General features: G+C 67.6%; 14 protein-coding genes. 13 read left to right on the top strand and 1 reads right to left on the bottom strand.

What is annotated here, in order from left to right:
* The first annotated feature begins 85 nt into the window (after positions 1–85).
* From AC07S4_RS18390 to gabD, 13 genes are all read left to right on the top strand, one after another.
* On the top strand, positions 86–2,518 hold the full coding sequence (locus tag AC07S4_RS18390; RefSeq protein ID WP_494988033.1) for a beta-galactosidase: 2,433 nt from the start codon (positions 86–88) through the stop codon (positions 2,516–2,518).
* 29 nt (positions 2,519–2,547) lie between these two features.
* On the top strand, positions 2,548–5,115 hold the full coding sequence (locus tag AC07S4_RS18385) for a TonB-dependent receptor (RefSeq protein ID WP_494988032.1): 2,568 nt from the start codon (positions 2,548–2,550) through the stop codon (positions 5,113–5,115).
* Positions 5,116–5,249: 134 nt separating this feature from the next.
* Positions 5,250–6,398 (top strand): galactonate dehydratase, encoded by a 1,149-nt coding sequence (dgoD, locus tag AC07S4_RS18380; RefSeq protein ID WP_494988031.1) that lies wholly within the window; start codon positions 5,250–5,252, stop codon positions 6,396–6,398.
* Positions 6,392–7,363, top strand: a complete 972-nt coding sequence (locus tag AC07S4_RS18375; protein ID WP_494988030.1) for a 2-dehydro-3-deoxygalactonokinase — start codon at positions 6,392–6,394, stop codon at positions 7,361–7,363. Before dgoD ends, AC07S4_RS18375 begins: the two co-directional genes overlap by 7 nt.
* 20 nt (positions 7,364–7,383) lie before the next feature.
* Positions 7,384–8,010 carry a 2-dehydro-3-deoxy-6-phosphogalactonate aldolase gene (locus AC07S4_RS18370; protein ID WP_494988029.1) on the top strand — a complete coding sequence of 209 codons (627 nt, stop codon included), beginning with the start codon at positions 7,384–7,386 and terminating at the stop codon, positions 8,008–8,010.
* A complete protein-coding gene (locus tag AC07S4_RS18365; protein ID WP_494988028.1) occupies positions 7,998–8,909 on the top strand; it encodes an SMP-30/gluconolactonase/LRE family protein in 912 nt (303 codons plus the stop codon). The genes AC07S4_RS18370 and AC07S4_RS18365 overlap by 13 nt, the downstream gene beginning before the upstream one ends.
* Before the next feature lie 29 nt (positions 8,910–8,938).
* Positions 8,939–9,928, top strand: coding sequence for an arabinose ABC transporter substrate-binding protein (locus tag AC07S4_RS18360; protein ID WP_494988027.1), 990 nt, complete (start codon positions 8,939–8,941; stop codon positions 9,926–9,928).
* Between the two features lie 2 nt (positions 9,929–9,930).
* Positions 9,931–11,484 carry an L-arabinose ABC transporter ATP-binding protein AraG gene (gene araG, locus AC07S4_RS18355; RefSeq protein WP_494988026.1) on the top strand — a complete coding sequence of 518 codons (1,554 nt, stop codon included), beginning with the start codon at positions 9,931–9,933 and terminating at the stop codon, positions 11,482–11,484.
* The gene (gene araH / locus AC07S4_RS18350) at positions 11,481–12,497 is read left to right on the top strand and encodes an L-arabinose ABC transporter permease AraH (RefSeq protein ID WP_494988025.1); all 1,017 of its coding nucleotides are present in this window, start codon (positions 11,481–11,483) and stop codon (positions 12,495–12,497) included. The genes araG and araH overlap by 4 nt, the downstream gene beginning before the upstream one ends.
* Before the next feature lie 9 nt (positions 12,498–12,506).
* Complete coding sequence (locus AC07S4_RS18345; RefSeq protein WP_494988024.1) at positions 12,507–13,280, top strand: SDR family oxidoreductase; 774 nt, start codon at positions 12,507–12,509, stop codon at positions 13,278–13,280.
* A gap of 25 nt (positions 13,281–13,305) precedes the next feature.
* Positions 13,306–14,259: a LysR substrate-binding domain-containing protein gene (locus AC07S4_RS18340; RefSeq protein WP_494988023.1), complete on the top strand. Its 954-nt coding sequence runs from the start codon at positions 13,306–13,308 to the stop codon at positions 14,257–14,259.
* An 8-nt stretch (positions 14,260–14,267) separates the two neighbouring features.
* Positions 14,268–15,089: a PPK2 family polyphosphate kinase gene (locus tag AC07S4_RS18335; protein ID WP_494988022.1), complete on the top strand. Its 822-nt coding sequence runs from the start codon at positions 14,268–14,270 to the stop codon at positions 15,087–15,089.
* A 73-nt stretch (positions 15,090–15,162) separates the two neighbouring features.
* Positions 15,163–16,614: an NADP-dependent succinate-semialdehyde dehydrogenase gene (gene gabD / locus AC07S4_RS18330; protein ID WP_494988021.1), complete on the top strand. Its 1,452-nt coding sequence runs from the start codon at positions 15,163–15,165 to the stop codon at positions 16,612–16,614.
* Here the strand turns inward: gabD and AC07S4_RS18325 are convergent.
* Positions 16,611–17,036 carry a hypothetical protein gene (locus AC07S4_RS18325; RefSeq protein WP_494988020.1) on the bottom strand — a complete coding sequence of 142 codons (426 nt, stop codon included), beginning with the start codon at positions 17,034–17,036 and terminating at the stop codon, positions 16,611–16,613. The genes gabD and AC07S4_RS18325 overlap by 4 nt on opposite strands.
* Positions 17,037–17,165 lie beyond the last annotated feature (129 nt).

Genomic DNA, 17,165 nt, shown 5'->3' with positions numbered 1-17,165 from the left:
TCTTGCGTGATTATTCATATTTCCATTCTAGTTGCTGAACTTACACTCGCTGGCAATAACCATAACTAGATTCCCGGAGAGAGTAATGAACAAAGCATACGCACTAGGCGTGTTGCTGGCCGCAGGCATGGCCAACGCCGAAACACTGCTGCGCATCGACGCCAGCGCCCCCGCCAAAACCCCGCTTGAAAACCAGCTGCAAATGGGCGCGTCCGTGTCGCCTTCCGGCGTCAAGCTGGGCGTCAACAGCCAGTACCTGACCCGTGGTGGCAAGCCTTGGCTGCCGGTGATGGGCGAGTTCCACTACACCCGCACCCCCGCCGCCGAATGGGAAACGGAGCTGCGCAAAATGAAGGCGGCCGGCATCGACGTCGTCGCCACCTATGTGATCTGGTCCCACCACGAACAGCGCGACGGCCAGTTCGACTGGAAGGGCCAGCGCGACCTGCGCCGCTTCGTGCAGCTGGCCGCCAAGGCCGGGCTGGAAGTGGTGGTGCGCATGGGACCTTGGGTGCATGCCGAAGTGCGCTACGGCGGCATCCCCGACTGGGTGGTGAACGCCATGCCGACCCGCAGCAACGACCCGCAATACATGAGCCACGCGGAGCGCCTGTACCAGCAGACCGCCGCGCAGATCAAGGGCTTGCTGTGGAAGGACGGCGGCCCGGTGATCGGCGTGCAGCTGGAGAACGAATACAACCTGGACGGCCCGGGCGAAGGCGCCGCGCACATCAGCGCGCTCAAGGCGCTGGCGCGCAAGGCCGGCGTGGACGTGCCGCTGTACACCGTCACCGGCTGGGACCAGACCGTGTATCCGTCCGGCGAAGTAACGCCGGTGTTCGGCGGCTATCCGGACGAACCCTGGGCCAAGAGCACCAAAGAGCTGCCGCCCAAGGAAACCTACGCCTTCCGCTTCGACAGCCGCGTGAGCGGCGACCTGGGCGCGCAGACCTCGCGCAAGGGCAAGGGCACGGCCGACACCGACATGGCAACCACGCCTTTCCTGGGCGCGGAATACGGCGCGGGCCTGCCCTTCATGTACCGGCGCCGCACCGTGGTGTCGCCGGACGATATCGCTTCCATGCTGCCGGTGCAGCTGGGTTCCGGTGTGAACCTGATCGGCTACTACATGTTCCACGGCGGCCGCAATCCCATGGACCTGACCTCGCTGGAGGAAAGCTCGCTGTCCGGCGGCTACAACGACACGCCGATGATCAGCTACGACTTCCAGGCGCCGCTCGGCCCGGACGGCCAGCAGCGTCCCGTGCTGGCCAAGCTGCGTCCCTACCACTTGTTCATGCGCGACTTCGGCGACCGCCTGGCGCCCATGACCGTGCGCAAGCCGGATGTGACGCCGGCCGGTCCGGAAGACCTGGCCACGCCGCGTTTCGCCTTGCGCAGCAAGGGTGACAGCGGTTTCCTCTTTGTCAGCAACCATGTGCGCCAGTACGCCATGCCGGCGCAAAAACAGCTGCGTTTTTCGGTACAGCTGCCCGGTGGCGCCAAGACCTTCCCGCGCCAGCCGGTGGACGTGGCCAACGGCAGCTACTTCATCTGGCCCGTGAACATGGACCTGGACGGCACGCGCCTGTCCTACGCCACCGCGCAGCCGGTGGCGCGCCTGGACAACGGCAAGGCAGGCATCACCTATGTGTTCGCCGCCAGCGCCGGCGTGCCGGTGGAACTGGCTTTTGAAGGCGCAGCAGCGGGCAGCCTGTCCGCGCCCGGCGCGCGCATGGCAAAGGCCGGCAGCGAAGCCGATGGCGATGTGGTCGTCGAGGGCATCACCCCCGGCACCGGCGCGGCCGTCACCATACAGCGCGGGCAAAAGCCGCCGGTCACGCTGCTGGTGCTCACGCCGCAGCAGGCCGAGAGCATGACGGTGGAGCAGTTCGCCGGCCAGCGCCGCCTGGTGCTGAGCGAGCAGCAGACCTGGTTCGACAACGGCGCGCTGCGCATGCGCTCGGACGGCGACGCCGCGTTCCGCTTCGCGGTCTATCCGGCGCTGCCGAAGGCGCCCAAGTCCAGCGTGGCGCTGCGCGCCAGCACGGACGGCGTGTTCCAGGCCTTCGACGCCAAGCTGCCCGAGCGCCGCCTGGAAGCGAAGATCACGCCGGTGCGCGAAGCGAAGAATATCGGCCCGGTGGTGGTGGGCGGCCTGGCGCATGCCGCCGTGCAGCCTATCCCCGAATCCTTCCGCAGCGCCGCCGCCTGGCGTATCGACCTGCCGCAGGGCGAGAAGAACGCGCTGGTGGAACTGGACTTCGTGGGCGACATCGGCCGCCTGTTCAACGGCACCCGCATGCTGGATGACTGGTACTACAGCGGCTACGGCTGGCAGTTCGCCGTGGAGCATGCAGGCAAAGGTTCGCTGGCCTTGTCCGTGCTGCCGCTGCGCGCCGACGCGCCCATCTATCTTCCCAAGGAAGGCCGCCCCGATTTCGGCGGCAAGCAGCAAGTTGCGCAGCTGCGCGGCGTGAAAGTCACGCCGGTCTACACGCTGGCGGTACAACCATAAAAAAACATACAAAACGACGGAGAGACAATATGAAACAGAAAAAGCTCAGCTGGCTGATCGCCAGTCTGTTCACGATGCCGTTCGCCTCTACGGAAGCGATGGCCCAGGCGCAGCAGGCTGCGGAGGCCGTGCAGCAAGTTACCGTGTCCGGCATCCGCAGCTCGGTGCGCAATGCGCTGGCGGTCAAGGAGGCCTCCAACAGCATGGTGGAGGTGATCGCCTCCGAGGACATCGGCAAGCTGCCGGACACCACCATCGCCGAATCGCTGGCGCGCCTGCCCGGCCTGTCGTCCGGCCTGGACCGCGGCAACGCCAGCCAGATCGTGGCGCGCGGCCTCGGCCCGCGCTTTATCGGCGCCACGCTGAACGGCCGCGAGCTGGCCTCGTCCGAACCGGCGCGCGCGGTGCGCTTCGAGCAGTTCCCGTCCGAGTCGCTGAGCGGCGCCACCGTCTATAAAACGCAATCCGCCGAGCTGGTGGAAGGCGGCGTGGCCACCACCATCGACCTGCAGACCGTGCAGCCGCTGAAGTACAACGGCCGCCAGGCCACGCTGCGCGCCGACGCGCTGTACTACCCCATCTCCAAGGACGTGCCGGGCGCAGACAAGACCGCGCCGCGCGTGGGCGGCGTGTATATCGACCAGTTCAACGACCGCACCCTGGGCGTGGCGCTGGCCTTCAGCTACCAGGACCAGCCTTCGGTGCAGAAGAACATCAAGCACTGGGGCTTTAACGAGGACCACTCCGGCGACCTGAATGGCGACGGCAAAGTGGATAAGTCGCCATGGGGCTTCGAGGACGGCGTCAAGCGTGGCAACGACAAGCGTTCCAGCTTGCTGGGCAAGCTGGAATTCAAGGCCAGCCCGGACGCCTTCATCACGGCCGACGCCTATTACTCGCAAGCGAAGATCCGCGAGCCGGGCCTGTCGCACTGGAGCGGCGACGTGGGCAACTGGGACGGCTGGCAGAAGGCCAACTACAGCAATGTGGACATCCGCGACGGCTACGTGGTGGGCGCCAGCGTGAAGGACGTGGGCCTGACCACCAACGACAGCCTGTGGACGCAGGACATGGACACGCTGGCCCTGGGCCTGAACGGCAAGTTCAACGCCGGCGCATGGAAGCTGGAAGGCGACCTGTCGAGCTCCCGCTCCGGCCGCGACAGCCAGTGGCGCGACCTGCGCCAGTTCAGCAAGAACAACGGCACCATCAGCTGGGCCTTCACCGGCAACGAGCGCCAGGACTACTCCTTCGGCCAGGACACCGGCAACCCCGCCAACTTCGGTCCCGCCACGATGTACGTGGACACCGACGGCCACCTGAACGACAAGCTCACCGCGCTGCACCTGAACGCTTCGCGCGACCTGGACGCCGGTCCGCTGAAGCGCATCAAGATGGGCGCGCGCGCCACCGACCGCGAAAAGAGCTACGGCCAGACCACCTGGACCCTGTCGCCGACCGGCACCATCGCCGATTCCGACTACGAGCGCGTGGCCGTGAAAGGCTTTGCACCCTATATCGCGCTGAAGGACTTCATGGGCACCACCACCAAGGTGTTCGGCGCCAGCGCCTTCGACCCGGCCGGCCGCGTGAAAACGCAGAACGACCTGCTGTCCGGCTGGAAGGTCACCGAGCGCAGCACCTCGCTGTACGGCCAGGGCGAGCTGGAAGGCGAGAACTATCGCGGCAACGTAGGCCTGCGCGTGGTGCGCACGCGCCAGACCGGCGAAGGCATGCAGTCGCTGAACGGCGCCGCCCCCACCGCCGTCAGCGAAAGCGGCAGCTACACCGAGTTCCTGCCCAGCCTGAATTTGATTTTCAATCTGGACGAGAAGCAGGAGCGCCAGCTGCGTTTCAGCCTGGCCCGCGCCATGTCGCGCGCGCCGCTGGATGAAATGCGCGGTTCGCGCAACCTGAACGTGGACTCCAACCCCGCGCAGCCGCTCACCGGCAGCGCCGGCAACCCCGGCCTGAAGCCGATGATGGCCAACCAGGCCGACCTGGCCTACCAGTGGTACTTCGAGAAGGGTTCGCTGCTGTCCGCAGGCCTGTTCTACAAGCAGATCAGCCGCTACATCGGCATCACCGGCGACACCACCACCATCAACGGCCGCAGCGCAGTCATCACGCGTTCGGTGAACGGCGAGGGCGGCAATGTGCGCGGGCTGGAGCTGATCTACCAGCAGTCCTTCGCCAACGGCTTCGGCATCTCCAGCAACTACTCCTACACCGCCAGCGACATCAAGGAGAACTTCCCGGCCGGCCATCCCTTCCCGATCGAAGGCCTGATGCGGCATAACGGCGGCGCCACCGTGTGGTACGAACGCGACGGCTACGAGGCGCGCCTGTCGGCCAACTACCACAGTGCCTTCGTGCGCAACCCCACCTGGAGCGCGGGCCAGCTGATCGAGAACGAGGCGGAGACCTTTGTGTCGCTGAACCTGGCCAAGCAGCTTACGCCGCATCTGCAGCTGCGTTTTGGCATTGAGAACCTGACGGACCAGAAAGTGATCTATACCAGCGCCAATAATCCGTACCAGCAGGAGGTGACGGACTTCGGGCGGCGCTACAACCTGGGCTTGACCTACAAGTTCTGATGCGCGGTGGCGGGTTGCGGCGCTGCGCTGTAACCCGCCGATATGCCAAATCCGCATAGGTTTGCGCAAACATTGCATATTTCCGAGTTAGGTAGGCGCGCTAGACTGCCATCACACCATCACTTTTGACCGCCATGAAAATTACCAAGCTGACTACGTACCGTGTGCCACCGCGCTGGATGCTGCTCAAAATCGAAACCGACGAGGGCATCGTCGGCTGGGGCGAACCTGTCATCGAGGGCAAGGCCCGCACTGTGGAAACGGCGGTACAGGAGTTCGAGCCCTACCTGATCGGCCAGGACCCGCGCCGCATCAACGACCTGTGGCAAGTCATGTACCGTGGCGGCTTCTACCGCGGCGGCGCCATCCTGATGAGCGCCATGGCCGGCATCGACCAGGCGCTGTGGGACATCAAGGGCAAGGCCCTGGGCGTGCCGGTGTACGAACTGCTGGGCGGCCTGGTGCGCGACCGCATGAAAACCTATAGCTGGGTAGGCGGCGACCGCCCGGCGGACGTGATCGAGGGCATCCGCACGCTGCGCGAAGCGGGCTTCGACACCTTCAAAATGAACGGCACCGAGGAATTCGGCATCATCGACAGCGCCGCCGCCGTCGACGCGGCAGTGGGCCGCATCGCCGAGATCCGCAGCGCCTTCGGCAACGAGATCGAATTCGGCATCGACTTCCACGGCCGCGTGGCCGCGCCCATGGCCAAAGTGCTGCTGCGCGCGCTGGAACCTTACCGCCCGCTGTTCGTGGAGGAGCCGGTGCTGGCCGAGCAGGCCGAGTACTATCCGCGCTTGGCCGAATCGACCTCGATCCCGCTGGCGGCCGGCGAGCGCATGTACTCGCGTTTCGAATTCAAGAATGTCTTCCATGCCGGCGGCCTGTCCATCGTGCAGCCGGACCTGTCGCACGCGGGCGGCATCACCGAATGCGTGAAGATCGCCGCCATGGCCGAGGCGTATGACATCGCGCTGGCGCCGCACTGCCCGCTGGGTCCCGTCGCGCTGGCGGCCTGCCTGCAGGTGGACTTCGTGTCGCACAACGCCGTGCTGCAGGAGCAGAGCATGGGCATCCATTACAACAAGGGCGCCGAAGTACTGGACTACGTCACCAATAAAGAGGACTTCCACCTCGAAAACGGCTACATCAAGCCGCTGCCGAAACCGGGCCTGGGCGTGGAAATCGACGAGAAGCGCGTGATCGAGGCCAGCAAGAACGCGCCCGACTGGCGCAATCCCCTGTGGCGCCACTTCGACGGCAGCGTGGCGGAATGGTAAGCCACGCGTCCAGCCCTGCCGGCGCCCTGGCTGCGGCGCGGCTGATCGGCATCGACTGGGGCAGCAGCGGCCTGCGCGCCTTCCTGATCGGCGCCGACGGGCTGGCGCTGGTGGAACGGGCCACCGCGCAGGGCGCGGCGACGCTGTCCGGCGCGGACGCCTACGCGGCGGTGCTGGACGAAGCGGCGGGCGACTGGATGCGCGCCCGTCCCGAACTGCCGGTGCTGGCCTGCGGCATGGTGGGCAGCCAGTACGGCTGGGTGGACGTGCCTTACGCCACCTGCCCGGCGGACGCGCGCGCGCTGGCCGCCGGCATGCGCCGCACGCCGGACGGCGCGGCCCTCATCATTCCCGGCCTGCTGAAGGATGGCGGCGGCCTGCCGCCGGACCTTATGCGCGGCGAGGAAACGCAAATCGTCGGCGCCCTGCAGCTGCGGCCCGAACTGCGCGAACAGGCCTGCATCGTCCTCCCAGGCACCCACTCGAAATGGGCCCAGGTGCGCGGTGGACGCGTGGAGCGCTTTGCCACCCACATGACGGGCGAACTGTACGCCGTGCTGCGCCAGCATTCCGTGCTGGGCCGTTTGATGCAGGACAGCGGCGGCTTCGACGAAGCGGCGTTCTGCGAAGGCGTGGAAATGGCGCGCGACGCCGGCCACCTCGGCATGAGCCACCAGATCTTTTCTGCCCGCAGCCTGGGCGTCACCGGCCGCATGCCGGCGCCGGCGCTGGGCGACTATCTTTCCGGCCTGCTGATCGGCCATGAACTGCGCGCCGGCCTGGAATGGCGCGCCGATGCGAAACTGGACCACGCGCCGCTGGCGCTGGTCGGCAGCCCGGCGCTGTGCGTGCGCTACCAGCTGGCGCTCAGGCGTTACAGTGGCGTGCAAGCCCTGGTATTGGACAACACCGCGCCAGCGGGACTACTCAGCCTGGCGCAAGCCGCAGGCGTGGTCCCGGCCTGAGCCGCGAAGGAGAATTCAGCATGAACCCATCTATTTTCGACAGCGCTTTCGAAGCGCTCCCCCTGGTTGCCATCCTGCGCGGCCTGCGCCCGGAGGAAGCCGAAGGCGTGGGCGCCGCCCTCTATGACGCGGGCTTCCGCATGATAGAAGTGCCGCTCAATTCGCCGCAGCCGCTCGAGTCCATCGCGCGCCTGTCGCGCAGCCTGCCTGCCGACGCCCTGCTGGGCGCGGGCACGGTGCTGGGCGTGGAAGCGGTGCACGACGTGAAAAAGGCCGGCGGCCAGCTGATCGTGATGCCGCACGCGGACACGGAAGTCATCCGCGCCGCCAAGGCGGCCGGCATGTTCTGCGTGCCCGGCGCCGCCACCCCGACCGAAGCCTTCGCCGCCCTGCATGCTGGCGCGGACGCGGTCAAGCTGTTCCCGGCCGAACTGGTCACGCCGACGCTGGTGCGCGCCATGCGCGCCGTGCTGCCGCCCGCGCTGCGCTTGCTGCCGGTGGGCGGCATTACGCCGGAAGGCATGGCGGTCTACCGCGCGGCCGGCGTGGCGGGCTTCGGCCTGGGCGGCGCGCTGTACCAGCCCGGCCTGAGCGCGGGCGAAGTCGGCGAACGCGCCCGCGCCTTTGTGCGCGCATGGCGTGGCTGATGGACCGCGCCGCGCGCCAGGACACGGCCCCCGCGGCGGCGCAGGCGCTTGCGCCGGACGCCGGCGTGGACAGCCTGCGCTGGCACGCGGACCGCTGGTGGTGGACCGATCCCGATAGCGCCGCGCTGTACCTGTGGGCGCCCGGCAGCGCGCCGCTGCGCAGCCGCCTGCCGGACTCGGTAAGCGCTTTCGCATTCTGCCGCTCCGGCCGGGTGCTGCTGGCGCAGGCCAAGTGGCTGTGCTTCGCCGACCTGGCCGCAGCCCCGCTGCAAGGCCTGGGACGGCGTCCGCCGCAGCCCGCCATGGCGGTGGACCCGGCCGAGCCGCGCACCGCCATCAGCGACGGCAGCACCGACCGCGCCGGCAATTTCGTGTTCGGCACGGGCACCGCCGCCGGGACGCAGGGCACGGCGCAGGCCATAGGCAGTTTTTACCAGTATTCAGCGCACCACGGCTTGCGCAGGCTGGCGCTGCCCACGGTCGCCGCCGCCAACAGCATTTGTTTTAGTCCGGACGGCCGCGTCATGTACTTCAGCGACGCCGCCACCCGCCGCATCCAGCAGTGCGATTATGATGCGGAGGCGGCGCGCGTGGCCAATGTGCGCCTGTTCGCCGACGCGCAGGACGCCCGCCCGCGCGGCGCCGCCGTCGATAGCGCCGGGTGCGTATGGAGCGCCCAGGCGCTGGACGCGGACGGCCATTGCCGCGTGGTGCGCTACGCGCCGGACGGGGCCGCGCTGCGCAGCGAGCTTGTCGCGGCGGTGCATCCCACCCGGCCCGCGTTCGGCGGTCCCGGCTTGCAGCAGCTGGTGGTGGGCAGCGCGGCCGGCCTGCATGTGATGGATGGCGCGGGCGCCAGCGGCATGCCCTGCACGCTGTTTAACGATGTAAAAGAATAAGCCCCAAGAATAACTCACTGGAGACAAGCATGAAGATCAAGCTACTTGCAGCAGCGCTGACCGCCACCCTGGCCGCAGCCGCGTTCACCACCCACACCGCGCAGGCGGCGGACCCGGTCAAGATCGGCTTCCTGGTCAAGCAGGCCGAGGAACCGTGGTTCCAGGACGAGTGGCGCTTTGCCGAGCAGGCCGCCAAGGAGAAGGGCTTCACGCTGGTGAAAATCGGCGTGCCCAACGGCGAAAAAATGATGGCCGCGATCGACAACCTGGCCGCGCAAAAAGCGCAGGGCTTCGTCATCTGCGCGCCGGACGTGAAACTGGGCGCGGCTGTCGAGCGCCAGGCCAAGCGCCAGAACCTGAAAGTGATGTCGGTCGACGACCGCCTGGTGGACGGCGCGGGCAAGCCTATCGCCAGCATCCCGCACATGGGCATTTCGGGCTACGAGATCGGCCGCCAGGTCGGCCTGGGCCTGGCCGAGGAAATGAAAGCGCGCGGCTGGAAGCCGGAAGAAGTGGGCGCGCTGCGCATCGCCTACGACCAGCTGCCAACCGCCAAGGAGCGCACCCAGGGCGCGGTGGACGCGCTGAAGGAATCCGGCTTCCCGCTGGCGAACATCGTCGATGCGCCGCAAAGCCGCACCGACACCGAAAGCGCCTTCAACGCCGCCAATATCGCGCTCACCAAGCAGGCCCGCTTCAAGCGCTGGGTGGCCTTCGGCCTGAACGACGAAGCGGTGCTGGGCGCGGTGCGCGCCGCCGAGGGACGCGGCCTGCGCGCCGACTCGGTGATCGGCATCGGCATCGGCGGCAGCAAGACCGCGCTGAACGAATTCGCCAAGCCGGCCGCCACCGGCTTCTACGGCACCGTGCAGATCAGCCCCAAGCGCCACGGCTATGAATCCTCGCTGATGATGCACCAGTGGATCACCGCCAACCAGCCGCCTGCGGCAGTCACGCTGACCAAGGGCACGCTGATGACGCGCAAAAACCAGGCCGAACTGGTGAAAGCCGGAGGCTAAAAGTGTCCGCGTACCTGCAATTTGAAGACGTCAGCAAAGTCTTCCCCGGCGTGAAAGCGCTGAACGGCGTGAGCTTCGAAGCGCACGCCGGCACCGTGCACGGCCTGCTGGGCGAGAACGGCGCCGGCAAGTCCACGCTGCTGAAAATCCTCGGCGGCCAGTACAAGCCGGACGGCGGCCGCCTGGTGGTGGCGGGCAAGGAGCGCCACTTCACCTCGGCGGCCGATGCGATCGCCGCCGGCGTGGCGGTGATCCACCAGGAGCTGCAATACGTGCCGGAGCTGACCGTGGCCGAGAACGTGCTGCTGGGCCGCCTGCCCACGCGCTTTGGCCTGGTGGACCACAAGGCGGCGCAGCAGCTGGTGACGCGCCGCCTGGCCGAACTGGGCGTGGACCTCGACCCCGCCGCGCGCCTGGCGGACCTGTCCATCGCGCAGCGCCAGATGGTGGAGATCTGCAAGGCGCTGATGCAGGACGCGCAAGTGATCGCCTTCGACGAACCCACCAGCAGCCTGTCGCACCGCGAAAGCGAAGTGCTGTTCCGCCTGGTGCGCGAACTGCGCGCCGACGGCCGCACCATCATCTACATCTCGCACCGCCTGGAAGAGCTGTACGCGCTGTGCGACACCTGCACCATCTTCCGCGACGGCCGCAAGATCGTCACCCATCCGGTGATGGCGGAGGTGCCGCGCGAGCGCCTGATCGCCGACATGGTCGGCCGCGAAGTGAACGACATCTACGACTACCGCACCCGTCCCGCGCACGGCGAACGCCTGTCGGTGCGCGGCCTGGACGGCGCGGCGCTGGACGGCCCGGCCAGCTTCAGCGTGCGCGGCGGCGAAGTGCTGGGCTTCTTCGGCCTGGTGGGCGCCGGCCGCAGCGAATTGATGCGCCTCCTGTACGGCGCCGACCGCCGCAGCGCCGGCCAGGTGCTGCTGGACGGGAAAGCCGTCTCCGCCAGCGGCCCGTCCGCTGCCATCGCGGCCGGCATCGTGCTGTGCCCGGAGGACCGCAAGGAGCAGGGCATCCTGGCGCGCGCCTCGGTGGCCGAGAACATCAACATCAGCTGCCGCCGCAACAGCCTGTTGGGCGGCCTGTTCCTGCGCCACAAGGAGGAAGCCGCGCGCGCCGATGACTTCATCCGCCGCCTGCGCATCAAAACTCCCCACCGCGAGCAGGAAATCCGCCTGCTCTCCGGCGGCAACCAGCAGAAGGTCATCCTGGCGCGCTGGCTGGCCGAACCGGACCTGAAAGTGCTGATCCTCGACGAGCCCACGCGCGGCATCGACGTCGGCGCGCGCAACGAGATCTACCGCATCATCCATGAAGTGGCCGAGCGTGGCTGCTGCGTCATCGTCATCTCTAGCGACCTGCCGGAAGTGCTGGGCGTGGCCGACCGCGTGCTGGTCATGCGCGAAGGCCGCATCAGCGGCGAACTGTCGCGCGCGGACGCCAGCGAAACCGCCGTGCTGCGCCTGGCGCTGCCGGACGCAGTCCAAACCATGACCCCGGCCGCGAGCGCGGCCGGCCATACCCCATCCCGGAGTTTGCAATGAACAGCCTGAGTTCCAATCCCTCCGCCGCGCCGGAAGCGCCGGCGTCCGCCCCCGCCGCCACGGTCCAGCGCAAGCACGCCTGGCTGGCCGACTACAGCATGCCGCTGCTGTACATCGCCCTGTTCACCGTGCTGGCCCTGACGGTGGAGAACTTCTTCTCGGCCGGTAACGTGGTCGGCCTGATGCTGTCGGTGGCGCAGATCGGCATGGTGGCCTGCACCATGATGCTGTGCCTGGCCTCGCGCGACTTCGACCTGTCGGTGGGCTCCACCATCGCCTTCTCCGGCGTGCTGGGCGCCATGCTGCTGGAACGCACCGGCAGCGTGACGGTGGCGGTGATAGGCGGCCTGGCTGCCGGCGCGCTGATCGGCGCCGGCAACGGCGTGCTGATCGCCTACCTGCGCATCAACGCGCTGATCGCCACGCTGGCCACCATGCTGATGGTGCGCGGCCTGGCCTTCATCGCCTCGCAGGGCCAGGCGGTGGGCATCGCCAACGACGCCTTCATCAGCTTCGGCGACGCGCGCGTGTTCGGCCTGCCGCTGCCGGTCATCGTGGTGGCGGTGTGCTTCCTGGTGTTCGGCGTGCTGCTGAACCACACGGTCTTCGGCCGCAACACGCTGGCCGTGGGCGGCAATCCGGAGGCCGCGCGCCTGGCCGGTGTGAAGGTGGAGAAGCTGCGCGTGTGGATCTTCCTGCTGCAAGGCCTGGTCACCGCCATGGCGGGCCTGATCCTGGCTTCGCGCATCACCAGCGGCCAGCCGAATGCGGCGCAGGGCTTTGAGCTGGACGTGATTTCGGCCTGCGTGCTGGGCGGCGTGTCGCTGCAGGGCGGCAAGGCCCGCATCATCGGCGTGCTGGTGGGCGTGCTGATCATGGGCACCGTGGAAAACGTGATGAATTTGATGAACGTGGATGCGTTCTACCAGTACCTGGTGCGCGGCCTGATCCTGCTGGCCGCCGTGCTGCTGGACCAGCTCAAAACGCGCGGCGCCGGCGGCCACCGCGACTAAGGCGGCGCCATGGCCGGACGTATCCAGGACAAAGTCGCCATCGTCACCGGCTCCACGCTGGGCATAGGCGCGGCGGTGGCGCGCCTGTTCGCGCAGGAGGGCGCCTACGTGGTGCTCAACAGCCACCGCGACGACGATGCCGCCGCCGCCATGCGCGCCGAACTCGATCCCGCCCGCACGCTGTTCGTGCAGGGCGATATCGCCGACAAGGCCGCCATGCAGGCGCTGGCGGAACAGGCGGTGGCCCGCTTCGGCCGCATCGATATCGTGGTCAACAACGCGGGCGTGAACATGTTCGCCGATCCGCTGGAATTGACGGACGAGCAATGGCAGCGCTGCTTCGCCGTCGACCTGGACGGCGCCTGGAACGTCACGCGCGCGGCGCTGCCGCACATGCTGGCGCAGGGCGCGGGCAGCGTGGTCAATATCGCCTCGGTGCACGGCCACAAAATCATCCCCGGCACCTTCCCCTACCCGGTGGCCAAGCACGCGCTGATCGGCCTGACCCGCTCTCTGGGCATCGAATACGCGGCGCGCGGCATCCGCGTGAACTCGATTTCGCCCGGCCTGATCATGACCGAAAACGTGGAAGCCTGGCTCGCGTCCAACCCCGATCCGGAGGCCGAACGCGCCCGGCAGGCCGCCTTGCTGCCGCCGCGCCGCATCGGCGAGCCGCGCGAAGTGGCCTACACGGCGCTGTTCCTGGCCAGCGACGAAGCCCGATTTATCAACGCAACGGACATCCTGATTGACGGTGGCAGGTCGCAGCTCTATCATGAGTAACGACTTTTTAGCCGCATAGGCCTGCATGCCCGACCCACGTTCCGATCGATTTGTCCGTTCACACCTGAAGACGCGCCACCTGGTTCTGCTGGTAGAACTGGGCCGGCACGGCTCCATCCTGCACGCCGCACAAGCCGCCAACCTGACCCAGCCCGCCGCTTCCAAGCTGCTGGGCGAGCTGGAACACGCCCTGAACGTGCAGCTGTTCGAGCGCCTGCCGCGCGGCGTGGTGCCAACCTGGTACGGCGAGGTGATGATACGGCGCGCCAGCGCGGCGCTGGCGGAAATGGACGCGGCCCACCAGGAAGTGATGGAACTGCTGTCCGGCCTGAGCGGCCGGGTGTCGCTGGGCACGGTGCTTACGCCGTCTGCCGGTCTGGTGACGGACGCCGTGAAACTGATCAAGCGCCGCAACGCGCGCCTGCAGGTGGCCATTACCGTGGACACCAGCAAGGTGCTGGCCGAGCGCCTGCGCGCGGGCGAGCTGGATCTGGTGATCGGCCGCATTCTCGATACCGCGCTGACCGCCGAACTGAATTTCGAACCGCTGACCGACGAGCCGCACAGCGTGATCGCCGGCGCCGGCCACCCGCTGGCCGGGCGCACGGACCTGCAACTGGCCGATTTGTCGCGCGAAGGCTGGGTATTGCCGCCGGCCGGCAGCATCCTGCGCGACCGCCTGACCGCGCTGTTCCTGTCGCAAGGCCTGGAGCCGCCGTCGGAAACCGTGGAGACGCTGGCGCTGCCGGTGGTGACCAATCTGCTGAGCGGCAGCCGCATGGTGGCGGCGCTGCCGGAGGAGCTGGTGCGGCCCTACCTGGACGCGGGCCTGCTGGTGGTGCTGCCCTATGACCTGGGCCTGCGCATGGATTTGTACGGCATCGTCACGCGCCGCCAGCACCAGCTGTCGCCCGGCGCGGAGGCCATGCTGTCCACCTTGCGCGAAGTGGCCGCCATGCGCTACCCGGCGCGTACCTGAAAGCCCGCATGAAATCCTCCAACAAAAAAGCCCTCGAGCTGTTCCGCCTTCCCGCCGACTTCAAGCTGCGCGACGCGGACGCGTCCCGCCAGCCCCTGGGCGACGGCGACAAGGGGGACGACAAGGAAACCACGGCGGCGCTGCTCGAGCGCGTGGCCGCGCTGCAGCCCATGCTGTACGCCCAGCGCAAGCACAAGGTGCTGCTGGTGCTGCAGGGGATGGATGCGTCGGGCAAGGACGGCGCGGTGCGCAGCCTGTTCGGCGCCATCAACCCGGTGGGATTGCGGGCGGTGTCGTTCAAGGCGCCCACCGAACTTGAACTGGCCCACGATTACCTGTGGCGCGTGCACCGCGAAGTGCCCGCCAAAGGGGAGCTGACGGTGTTCAACCGCAGCCATTACGAGGACGTGCTCATTACCCGCGTGCTGGGCATGGTGGACGACAAGGAATGCAAGCGCCGCTACGCCCACATCCGCGACTTCGAGCGCATGCTGGCGGAAACCGGGACCACCATCATCAAGGTCTTCCTGCACGTCTCGAAAGATGAGCAGCGCAGCCGTTTGCAGGCGCGCCTGGATGATCCGGCCAAGCAGTGGAAGCTGGACCCGGCGGACTTCGAGCTGCGCAAGAAATGGTCCGCTTTCCGGCGCGCCTACGAGGACGCCCTGCGGGAAACCGACGCCAGCCACGCTCCCTGGTACGTGGTGCCGGCCGACTCCAAGCCGCACCGCGACCTGGCCATCGCCTCCATACTGCTGGAGACTTTGGAGGGCCTGAAACTGAAATGGCCCAAGCCCGATCCGGCCCTGCTGGCGATCAAGATCAAGTAAATTCAGGCGCCCTGCAAGCGCGCCGCCTCTGTGGCATAGTAAGCGACGGTAATCACTATGCACGGAGCCACCTATGCAATTGAAAGATCCCACCCTGCTGCGCCAGCAAGCCTATATCAACGGCGTCTGGACCGATGCCGACAACGGCAAGACCCACGCCGTGCACAACCCGGCCACGGGCGAACTGGTCGGCACCATGCCCGACTGCGGCGCCGCTGAAACGCGCCGCGCCATCGAGGCCGCCAACGCCGCCTGGCCGGCCTGGCGCAAGAAGACCGCCAAGGAGCGCGCCGCCGTGCTGCGCAAATGGGCCGACCTGATCGTGGAGAACACGGACGACCTGGCGCTGCTGATGACCACCGAGCAGGGCAAGCCGCTGGCCGAAGCCAAGGGCGAAGTGGTGTTCGGCGCGTCCTTCATCGAGTGGTTTGCGGAGGAGGGCAAGCGCGTCGCGGGCGACACGCTGGCTTCGCCCTGGCCGGACCGCCGCCTGATCGTGACCAAGGAGCCGATCGGCGTGTGCGCCGCGATCACGCCCTGGAATTTCCCGACTGCCATGATTACCCGCAAGGCCGGCCCGGCGCTGGCGGCGGGCTGCCCCATGGTGCTGAAACCGGCCGAGGCCACGCCGTTCTCGGCGCTGGCGCTGGCCGTGCTGGCCGAGCGCGCCGGCGTGCCGCCGGGCGTGTTCAGCGTGGTCACCGGCTCGCCCAAGGCCATCGGCGGCGAAATGACCAGCAATCCCATCGTGCGCAAGCTCACCTTCACCGGCTCCACCGGCGTGGGCCGCCTGCTGATGGAGCAGTGCGCGCCCACCATCAAGAAGCTGTCGCTGGAACTGGGCGGCAACGCGCCCTTCATCGTGTTCGACGACGCCGACCTGGACGCGGCGGTGGAGGGCGCCATCGCCTCCAAGTACCGCAACGCGGGCCAGACCTGCGTGTGCGCCAACCGCATCTATGTGCAGGACGGCGTGTACGAGGCCTTCGCGCAGAAGTTCGTGGCGGCGGTGTCCAAGCTGAAAGTGGGCGACGGCACCGAGCCGGGCGTGACGCAGGGGCCGCTGATCGACGCCAAGGCGGTGCAGAAGGTGGAGGAGCACGTGGCCGACGCGCTGGCCAAGGGCGGCCGTCTGCTGCTGGGCGGCAAGCGCCACGCGCTGGGCCACAGTTTCTTCGAGCCCACCGTGATCGCCGACGTGACGCCGGCCATGCGCGTGTCGGACGAGGAAACCTTCGGCCCGCTGGCGCCGCTGTTCCGCTTCCATACCGACGAGGAAGCCGTGGCCCTGGCCAACAACACCGAGTTCGGCCTGGCCAGCTACTTCTATTCGCGCGACATCGGCCGCATCTGGCGGGTGTCCGAAGGGCTGGAATCCGGCATGGTGGGCGTGAACACCGGGCTGATTTCCAACGAAATCGCGCCCTTCGGCGGCGTCAAGCAGTCCGGCCTGGGCCGCGAAGGGTCGATTTACGGCATGGAAGACTATCTGGTCATCAAGTACATCTGCCTGGGCGGGATTTAATCGCTCTTGGCCGGCGGCTGCAGCAGGTGCAGCAGCTGCTGGCTCAGCTGTTCATAGCGCGCGCCGTCCTGCTTGCGCAAGGTGCGCAGGTAGTCCGCGATCCTTTCCCCGCTGATGTCGCCCGCCGCCAGGTAATGCCGCTCCAGCTTCATGCGCTGGATGTCGGCGTTGGCCAGGCGCAATTTGCCCAGCGGACTGTTTTCGTCCGCCGGCACCTCTTTCATCGCCTCCAGCAGCACTTCCGTGATCCAGCCCAGCTGGCTGCCGTAGGAGGCGCGCTTGAAGGCCGCCTGCTCGATCGCGCCGTCGCCGGCCGCGCGCGGGATGGCGTTGAAAAACCGGTCCAGCTCGATATCCTGCCTGACGCTGCCGCTCCACGGCAGGAAAAACTGCGGCGACCAATTCCAGAACAGGGGAAACATGGCGACCTCCTAGGGACAAGTAACTACATGGAAATAGCTGAGGGCATCGGCAACAGCAGCAGGGCGACGGCGATCAGCGCCAACAGGATGACGGTGTGCAGCAGGCGGTGGGAACGGGGATGGCGGCGC

The sequence above is a fragment of the Pseudoduganella sp. GW821-FHT05F09 genome, from assembly GCF_059419605.1.
Note: the sequence above shows the minus strand (reverse complement) of the source record. Positions and strands in the feature narration are given on the sequence as shown.